Raw genomic sequence first — 8,598 nt, 5'->3', positions numbered from 1 at the left:
GGGCCGGCCGGCCCGCCGCCTCCGCTCAGGACTCCGGCCGGGGACCGCTCAGAAGGCGGCCTCGTCCAGCTCCATCACCGACAGGTCGGTGGCCTCGGCGATCCGCCGCTCGACGCCGACGCCGGGCAGGATGTTCGCGGCGAAGAACTTCGCGGCGGCGATCTTGCCCTCGTAGAACGCCCTGTCCCTGGCGGCGGCGCCCGGCAGCTTGTCGGCGGCCACGGCGGCGCCCTTGAGGAGCAGGTAGCCGACGACGACGTCGCCGGAGGCCATCAGCAGACGGGTGGTGTTCAGGCCGACCTTGTAGATGGACTTGACGTCCTTCTCCGTGGCGGCCAGGTCGGTCAGCATGGTGCCGACGATGGCCTCCAGGTCGCTCGCGGCTCCGGCGAGCTGCTCGCGGGCGCCGGCCAGGTCCTCGCCGCCGGCGGCCTCGGTCAGGAACTTCTTGATCTCCTCGGACAGGGCGGTCATCGCCTGGCCCTGGTCGCGGACGATCTTGCGGAAGAAGTAGTCCTGGCCCTGGATCGCGGTGGTGCCCTCGTAGAGGGTGTCGATCTTGGCGTCCCGGATGTACTGCTCGACCGGGTACTCCTGCAGGTAGCCGGAGCCGCCGAAGGTCTGCAGCGACTGGGCGAGCTGCTCGTAGGACTTCTCCGAGCCGTAGCCCTTGACGATCGGCAGCAGCAGGTCGTTCAGGCGCTTGGCGGCGGAGGCGTCCTCGCCGGCGGCCTCCTTGGCCAGGACCTCGTCCTGGACGGTGGCGGTGTAGAGCACCAGCGAGCGCATGCCCTCGGCGTACGCCTTCTGCGTCATCAGCGAGCGGCGCACGTCGGGGTGGTGGGTGATGGTGACGCGCGGGGCGGTCTTGTCCGTGAACTGGGCCAGGTCGGCGCCCTGGACGCGCTCCTTGGCGTACTCCAGCGCGTTGAGGTAGCCGGTGGACAGGGTGGCGATGGCCTTCGTGCCGACCATCATCCGCGCGAACTCGATGATCTTGAACATCTGGCGGATGCCGTCGTGCTTCTCGCCCATCAGCCAGCCCTTGGCGGGGGCGTTGGCGCCGAAGGTCATCTCGCAGGTGTTGGAGGCCTTCAGGCCCATCTTGTGCTCGACGTTGGTGGCGTGGACGCCGTTGCGCTCGCCGAGCTCGCCGGTGGACCAGTCGAAGTCGTACTTGGGCACGATGAACAGGGACAGGCCCTTGGTGCCCGGGCCGTGGCCCTCGGGGCGGGCGAGGACGAAGTGCACGATGTTCTCGGACATGTCGTGCTCACCGGAGGTGATGAAGCGCTTGACGCCCTCGATGTGCCAGGAGCCGTCGTCCTGCCTGGTCGCCCTGGTGCGGCCGGCGCCCACGTCGGAGCCCGCGTCGGGCTCGGTGAGGACCATGGTGGAGCCCCACTGCCGGTCCGCCATGAGCTTGGCTATCTTCTTCTGCTCCTCGGTGCCCTCCTCGTGGAGGACGCCGGCGAAGGCGGGGCCGGACGCGTACATCCACACGGCCGGATTGGAGCCGAGGATGGTCTCGGCGAAGGCCCACAGCAGGGAGCGCGGCACGGTGGTGCCGCCGATCTCCTCCGGGATGCCCAGCCGCCACCACTCGGCGTCCATGTACGCCTGGTAGCTCTTCTTGAACGACTCCGGGACCGGAGCGGTGTTGGTCTCGGGGTCGAACACCGGCGGGTTGCGGTCGGCGTCCTCGTAGGAGGCGGCCAGTTCGTTCTCCGACAGGCGGGCGACCTCGGCCAGCACGCTCCTGGCGGTCTCGACGTCCATCTCCGCGAACGGGCCGGTGCCGTACACCGTGTCGCGGCCGAGTACCTCGAAGAGGTTGAACTCGATGTCGCGGAGATTCGACTTGTAGTGCCCCATGGCGACGGCTCCGTATGGATAGGGGGAGGAGACTCCTCCCTACGCGTACCAGAAAGTAGCTCTCATCATGCTACCCGTCGGTAATAAGAAGCAACCCGATCCGCGCGACTGTGACGGAATTCCCCGGAGCCCGCCCTGGCTCCGGACCACTCCACCGCGGGGCGGCGGGGGCCCGGAGTCGTTACGCTTACGCCCATGTACGGCTACGACCAGACCGGAAACGCGGGGCACGCGGGGCAGCAGCACGCCGGTCACGGCGGTCACACCGGCCATCCCGGGCACGGCGCGCACGCCGGGCAGCACTACGGCCAGCAGCCGCCGCAGGCCGGCTACGGCCACCAGCAGCCGCTCTACCCGGAACCCTCGCCGCCGTCGCTGGCCGAGGCCGTGCGGGCCTTCACCACCGGGGTGATGACCCCCGAGGACTTCCAGGCGGTCTTCGCCACGTCGAAGGTGTACTGCCCGCGCGGCGACACTCCGGGCTTCCTGGCGCTGCACAACACCCAGCAGCCGGTGATCCCGATGTTCACCACGCTCAAGGAGCTGCGCGCGTACGCGGGCAAGGAGTCGAAGTACTTCGTGATCACCGGCGCGGAGGTGCTCGACCTGCTGCCGTCGGGCTACGGCTTCGTGCTGGACATGGAGGGCGACCACCGGATCGTCTTCGACGCCAAGGCGGTCGAGGAGATGGTCGACTTCGCGATGCGCCGGATGTACGGCTGATCCGTCCGCGGGGCGGCCGACGCCCCCGGCCCCCCGGCGACGCCTGACGCGGCGCGCCCGGCGGTTCAGCCCCGGTCCGGCCCTTCCCGGGCCTCGTGGAGCTCGAACCAGATGCTCTTCCCCGTGCCCATGGGCTCCACCCCCCACGAGTGCGCCAGCATTTCCAGCAGCATCAGACCGCGCCCGTGGGAGGCGAGCTCGCCGGGGTCGCGCGGGTGCGGCGGCTCGTCGCTGGAGTCCGAGACCTCGACGCGCAGCCGCCGCGAGCCGGGCTCGCCCTCCAGCCCGACGGCGAGGGCCGCGTCCCAGTCGGTGTGGACCAGGGCGTTGGTCAGCAGCTCCGACAGCATCAGGACGGCGCCCTCCACCTGGTCCTCCGGCGCCCAGTCGAACATCAGCTCCCGTAGCCGGTGGCGGGCGTCGGAGATGCGGACCTGCTCGCTCTGGGACACCGACATCACCAGGCGGCGGGCGAGGGGGTGCGGGAACCTATCCGGCGCGCCGCCCTCGCGCTTCAGCAGCATCAGCGCGATGTCGTCCTCTCGCCCGCCCGCGCGCGGTTCCATGCCGTGACCGGTGCCGGTCACGTGGCGGCTCGGGGCGCCGTGCATCGCGCGGATCAGCGTGTCGGCGAGGTCCTCCGGCGATCCCCCGTGCTCCCCCAGTACCTTGCGCAGCCGCTCCCATCCCGCGTCGTAGTCCAGGCCGCCGGCCTCGACGAGCCCGTCGGTGCACATCAGCAGCGTCTCGCCCCGGCCCAGCACCACCCGGGTGATGGGGTAGTCGGCGCCGGCGACGATCCCCAGCGGCGGTCCGGGCGCCACCGCGCAGGTCAGCACCGCTCCGTCGGCCAGACGGAGCGCCGGGTCGGGGTGGCCGGCGCGGGCGACGTCGAGCGCGCCGGCCGGATCGGCCTCCACGTACAGGCAGGTGGCGAAGCGGTGGTCGTCGCCGGAGTCGGTGCCCGCCCGCTCCGCGGCGCCGCCGGGCTCGGGCAGGTCGCCGGTCTCCATCCCGGCCAGGAAGCGGTTGGCGCGGGCCAGCACCGCGTCGGGCCGGTGCCCTTCCGCGGCGTAGGCGCGCAGCGCGATCCGCAGCTGCGTCATGACCCCCGCGGCGCGCACGTCGTGCCCCTGTACGTCGCCGATCACCAGGGCGGTGCGGCCCGACGGCAGCGGGATCACGTCGTACCAGTCGCCCCCGACCTGGAGGCCGCCGCCGACCGGCAGGTACCGGCTGACCACCGTCATGCCGGGGACGGCGGTGCGCTGGGCGGGCCGCATGGTGCGCTGGAGGCTGTCGGCCAGCTCCCGCTCGGACTCCCGCACGTACACCCGCGACAGGGCCTGCGCCAGCATCCGCGCCACCGACACCAGCAGCCGGCGCTCGTCGGAGGTGAAGGGGACCAGGTTGTCGAAGGCGAGCAGCCAGGTGCCGATCGTCCGGCCGTTCACGGTCAGCGGCAGATAGGCCCAGGCCCGGCGCCCGTAGTCCTCGAGCAGGGGCCAGACGGCGGGAAAGCGGCGACGGTACTCGTCGGGGGAGGACAGGTAGACGGCCCGGCCGGTGCGGACGGCCACGCTGCCGGGGTAGTCGCTCTCCAGCGTTATCTCGCCGAAGGCCGGCTGCCGGTGCGCCTCCGGCCCGTAGTAGTTGATCGGCGCCAGCCGGTTGCCCCTGACGGCGTAGATGACCAGGAAGACGGGGTTGAGACCGGGCAGCGACATCTGGGCCGCCACCTCGAGCACCTCCTGGGTGGTCTGTGCCGTGGCCAGTGCCCGCCCCGTGTCCATCAGGAAGGCCTCACGCGAGTGCCGCCACCCGGCGGTGGCCGGGTCCTGTGATGCGGAGGAGTGCACGACCGGTGGGGACGTGGTCGGCGGCCGTGCGGGGAGGATCTCCGCCGGGCGTGTCTCCAGGGGGGCCTCCGAGGTGTCCGAGCCGAGCCCGGCGGGATGGGCCGACCAGGGGATCTCGGTCAGCAGCCCGTACAGCACGAAGGACCGGCCCGGCTCCGTCTCCGTCTCCGGTTCGGGCCGGGGCCGCTCCGCCAGGGCCAGCCGGTTGCGCACGACCCGCAGGACGGTGCCGTCCGGCGCCACCACCCGCTGCAGCGCCTCCGCGATGGTGCCCTCGGCGATGGCCAGGGCGCCGACGTTGGCCAGTTCGGCGTAGTCGAGGGCGTGGAAGCGGGAGCGCAGGGCGCTCTCGGTCAGGACGGTCTCCTCGGGGGGCAGGCCCAGCAGCCGGGCGGCGGTGGCGTCCAGCGTGATGACGCCGGCCGTGTTGTCCCAGCGCCACAGGCCGACCCCGGTAGCCGCGAGAATGTCCTCGGTGTGCACTTTTCCAGCTTATGTGGTCATTCCCGGGGGCACCCGGCGGAAGGCGGCCGGACGGTAGTCTGTGGGGCGTGTGCGCCCCCTCGTCGACGAGCGGCCGGCGGCCCGACACCAACCGACAACCTGACGACTTGGACGAGTGATGCATCGGTACCGGTCCCACACCTGCGGCGAGCTCCGTGCCGCGGACATCGACACGGATGTCCGCCTCTCCGGCTGGCTGCACAATCGGCGGAACCTGGGCGGCATCCTCTTCATCGATCTCCGTGACCACTACGGGATCGTCCAGCTCGTCGTCCGTCCCGACACCGCCCCCTACGAGGCGCTGAGCTCGCTCTCCAAGGAGTCCGTCGTCCGTGTCGACGGCCGGGTCGTCGCCCGCGGCGAGGAGAACGTCAACCCCGAGCTGCCCACCGGCGAGATCGAGGTCGAGGTCGCCGGGGTCGAGGTGCTGGGCGCCGCCGACCCGCTGCCGTTCACCATCAACACCGAGGACGGCGTCAACGAGGAGCGGCGCCTGGAGCACCGCTTCCTCGACCTGCGCAAGGAGCGCATGCACCGCAACATCATGCTGCGCTCGGCGGTCATCTCCACCATCCGGCAGGAGATGACGGCGCTCGGCTTCAACGAGATGGCCACCCCGATCCTGTCGGCCACCTCCCCCGAGGGCGCGCGCGACTTCCTGGTGCCCTCCCGGCTGCACGCGGGCAGGTTCTACGCGCTGCCGCAGGCCCCCCAGCAGTTCAAGCAGCTGCTGATGATCGCGGGCTTCGACCGCTACTTCCAGATCGCGCCCTGCTTCCGTGACGAGGACGCCCGCGCCGACCGCTCGCCGGGCGAGTTCTACCAGCTCGACATGGAGATGAGCTTCGTCGAGCAGGAGGATGTCTTCGGCGTCATCGAGAAGGTGATGACCGACCTCTTCGAGAAGTTCGGCGGCGGACGCCACGTCACCTCGCCCTTCCCGCGCGTCCCCTTCCGCGAGGCGATGCTCAAGTACGGCAGCGACAAGCCGGACCTGCGCGTGGGGCTGGAGCTGACCGACGTCTCCGACGTCTTCGCCGGCTCGGACTTCAAGGCGTTCGCGGGAAAGCACGTGCGCGCCCTGGCCGTGCCCGGCACCGCCGGCCAGCCGCGCAAGTTCTTCGACCAGATGGGCGAGTTCGCCGTCTCGCAGGGCGCCAAGGGCCTGGCCTGGGTGCGCGTGGGTGACGACGGCGGGCTGACCGGCCCGATCGCCAAGTTCCTCACCGAGGAGAACGTCTCCGCCCTGCTGTCCCGTCTGGACGCCGGGCCGGGCACGGCCGTCTTCTTCGGCGCGGGGGAGTTCGACGAGGTCTCCAAGATCATGGGCGCGGTCCGTGTCGAGGCCGGGCGCCGCACCGGCCACTTCGAGGAGAACGTCTTCCGCTTCTGCTGGATCGTCGACTTCCCGATGTTCGAGAAGAACGAGGACACCGGGCAGATCGAGTTCTCCCACAACCCGTTCTCCATGCCGCAGGGCGGCCTGGAGGCGCTGGAGACCAAGGACCCGCTCGACATCCTGGCCTGGCAGTACGACATCGTCTGCAACGGCGTGGAGCTGTCCTCCGGCGCGATCCGGAACCACGAGCCGGAGATCATGTACAGGGCCTTCGAGATCGCCGGCTACAGCCGTGAGGAGGTCGAGCGCGAGTTCGGCGGCATGCTGCGCGCCTTCCACTTCGGCGCCCCGCCGCACGGCGGGATCGCCCCGGGCATCGACCGCATCGTGATGCTGCTGGCGGACGAGCCCAACATCCGCGAGACCATCGCCTTCCCGCTCAACGGCAACGCCCAGGACCTGCTGATGGGCGCCCCGAGCGAGGTCGACGAGGCCCGGCTGAGGGAGCTGCACCTGTCGGTGCGCAAGCCCGCGCAGGTCAAGCGGGCCGACTGACGGGAGCACGGCAGGAGGGCACGCAGTCCACCGGACGGGCCGGGACCGCACAGCGGTCCCGGCCCGTCCGTGTCCCACGGGAGGCGGCGGCTCACAGGAACCGGCGGATCGGCGTGACGGCGGCCTCCCGGGCCCGCTGCAGAGCCGGCCGCCTGCGCCAGCGGGCGCCCACGATGCGCACGCTCCGGCGCAGGTCCGCGGTGAAGTCCCGGTCCAGTCCCGCGGTGAAGTCCTCGTCCAGGGCGACGAGCATGACCTCCTCGTCGTGGTCCATCGAGCGCCGGTTGAGGTTGGTGGAGCCCACCAGCGAGGCGACCCCGTCCACCGTCACGATCTTGGCGTGCATCATCGACGGCTGGAAGTGCCAGATCCGCACCCCGCACGCCAGCAGCTCCTCGTAGTGGTTCTGCCCGGACAGCTGGGACGCCCGCTGGTCGGTGTGCGGGCCGGGCAGCAGCAGCTCCACCTCCACCCCGCGGCGCGCGGTGGCGCACAGCATCCCGACGAAGTACGGGTCGGGCGCGAAGTACGCCGTGGCCAGCCGTACGCGCTCCTGCGCCGTCTCCAGCACCACCCGCAGCAGCGTCTGCATGTCCTGCCAGCCGAAGCTGGCCGAACCGCGCACCACCTGCACCACCGAGCCGCCCCGCGTCCCGTGCTCGACGAAGCGGTCCCGCTCGTCGAACAGCACCTCCGAACACTCCGCCCAGTTCTGCGCGAACGCGGCGGCGATGCCGTCCACGGCCGGGCCGCGCACCCGCACATGGGTGTCGCGCCACTCGCTCTCGTCGCGGGCGTCGCCGCACCACTCCTCGGCGATCCCCACCCCGCCGGTGAAGGCCGTCCGCTCGTCCACCACCAGCACCTTGCGGTGGCAGCGGTGGTTCTGTTTCAGCGGGGAGATCCACAGCGGCTTGCGGAACCAGGCCACCCGCACCCCGGCCCGGGCCATCTCCTCCAGCAGATCCTTCTCGATCAGCCGGCTGCCGAAGCCGTCCAGCAGCAGCCGCACCCGCACCCCGGCGCGGGCACGCTCGGCCATGACATGGGCGAACTCACGGGCGATCTCGCCGCGCCAGTACACGAACGTCATCATGTCGACGGTGTGCTCGGCGGCCCGGATGCTCTCCAGCATCGCAGGGAAGATCTCGTCGCCGTTGCGCAGCGCGGTCAGTTCGTTCCCCTCGGTGGCGGCGATCCCGATCAGCCGCTCCAGCCGCCGCCGCAGCCGCCGCTTGCGCTTCTCCGCCTCGTCGTCCACGACACCCATGGACCTTCTCTCCCGGACTCCCGGACTTCCGCCGAATCGAAAATCCTCTCGGTCTGCTTGTGCCCACCGATCCGGTTCTCAGGGATGCCGGGCGCGAGTCGGGGCAGACGGATGCGACATACGGCTTCTGTGGTCGGGACGACACGGAGCGATATGACCGGATGAGAGACGACGTGAGGAGTGACCATGGTGGTCGCCGGTGTGATAGCGGGGTGCGTGGTCCTGGCCGTTCTGGCCTTCGTGGTGCCGCGCCTGTCCCGCCACCCCGAGCGCGGCGCCCAGCGGTCCCTGGGACTGGGCGCCCGGGCGGGGGGCAAGGCCCCCGGTCCGCTGGGGCGCTGGCTGAGCAAGCCGTTCGGCAAGAGTTCCCGGGCGGTGGGACGCAGCGGTTCCGCGGGCCGCCGCGCCCGCGGCCGGCTGCCGTTCTGACTCCCGCTCCCGCCGTGGTCCGGCTTCCCGGACACGACCGGGGG

At 71.2% G+C, this 8,598-nt stretch carries 6 protein-coding genes; 3 read left to right on the top strand and 3 right to left on the bottom strand.

Going from position 1 to position 8,598, the window contains the following annotated elements:
• Positions 1-48: 48 nt before the first annotated feature.
• Positions 49-1,875 (bottom strand): acyl-CoA dehydrogenase, encoded by a 1,827-nt coding sequence (locus LJ221_RS10430; protein ID WP_241715633.1) that lies wholly within the window; start codon positions 1,873-1,875, stop codon positions 49-51.
• Between the two features lie 195 nt (positions 1,876-2,070).
• Between LJ221_RS10430 and LJ221_RS10425 the strand changes: the two genes are divergently transcribed.
• Positions 2,071-2,598, top strand: coding sequence for an SseB family protein (locus tag LJ221_RS10425; RefSeq protein WP_241715631.1), 528 nt, complete (start codon positions 2,071-2,073; stop codon positions 2,596-2,598).
• Positions 2,599-2,663: 65 nt separating this feature from the next.
• Here the strand turns inward: LJ221_RS10425 and LJ221_RS10420 are convergent, their stop codons facing one another.
• Complete coding sequence (locus LJ221_RS10420) at positions 2,664-4,940, bottom strand: SpoIIE family protein phosphatase (RefSeq protein ID WP_241715628.1); 2,277 nt, start codon at positions 4,938-4,940, stop codon at positions 2,664-2,666.
• A 139-nt stretch (positions 4,941-5,079) separates the two neighbouring features.
• Here LJ221_RS10420 and aspS point away from each other — a divergent pair, with 139 nt between their 5' ends.
• Positions 5,080-6,855 (top strand): aspartate--tRNA ligase, encoded by a 1,776-nt coding sequence (aspS, locus tag LJ221_RS10415; RefSeq protein ID WP_241715626.1) that lies wholly within the window; start codon positions 5,080-5,082, stop codon positions 6,853-6,855.
• A 91-nt stretch (positions 6,856-6,946) separates the two neighbouring features.
• Here the strand turns inward: aspS and LJ221_RS10410 are convergent, their stop codons facing one another.
• Positions 6,947-8,125 (bottom strand): phosphatidylserine/phosphatidylglycerophosphate/cardiolipin synthase family protein, encoded by a 1,179-nt coding sequence (locus LJ221_RS10410; protein WP_241715624.1) that lies wholly within the window; start codon positions 8,123-8,125, stop codon positions 6,947-6,949.
• A 186-nt stretch (positions 8,126-8,311) separates the two neighbouring features.
• On the opposite strand from LJ221_RS10410, the gene LJ221_RS10405 reads away from it, so the two are divergent.
• The gene (locus tag LJ221_RS10405) at positions 8,312-8,554 is read left to right on the top strand and encodes a DUF6411 family protein (protein WP_241715621.1); all 243 of its coding nucleotides are present in this window, start codon (positions 8,312-8,314) and stop codon (positions 8,552-8,554) included.
• Positions 8,555-8,598 lie beyond the last annotated feature (44 nt).

This window comes from Streptomyces sp. CNQ085, assembly GCF_022614595.1.
Classification (GTDB): domain Bacteria; phylum Actinomycetota; class Actinomycetes; order Streptomycetales; family Streptomycetaceae; genus Streptomyces.
Note: the sequence above shows the minus strand (reverse complement) of the source record. Positions and strands in the feature narration are given on the sequence as shown.

Coding starts and splice junctions, on each gene's coding strand:
- LJ221_RS10410 (WP_241715624.1), bottom strand. CDS start 8,125: ATGGGTGTCGTGGACGACGAGGCGGAGAAGCGCAAGCGGCGGCTGCGG.
- LJ221_RS10425 (WP_241715631.1), top strand. CDS start 2,071: ATGTACGGCTACGACCAGACCGGAAACGCGGGGCACGCGGGGCAGCAG.
- LJ221_RS10405 (WP_241715621.1), top strand. CDS start 8,312: ATGGTGGTCGCCGGTGTGATAGCGGGGTGCGTGGTCCTGGCCGTTCTG.
- LJ221_RS10430 (WP_241715633.1), bottom strand. CDS start 1,875: ATGGGGCACTACAAGTCGAATCTCCGCGACATCGAGTTCAACCTCTTC.
- aspS (WP_241715626.1), top strand. CDS start 5,080: ATGCATCGGTACCGGTCCCACACCTGCGGCGAGCTCCGTGCCGCGGAC.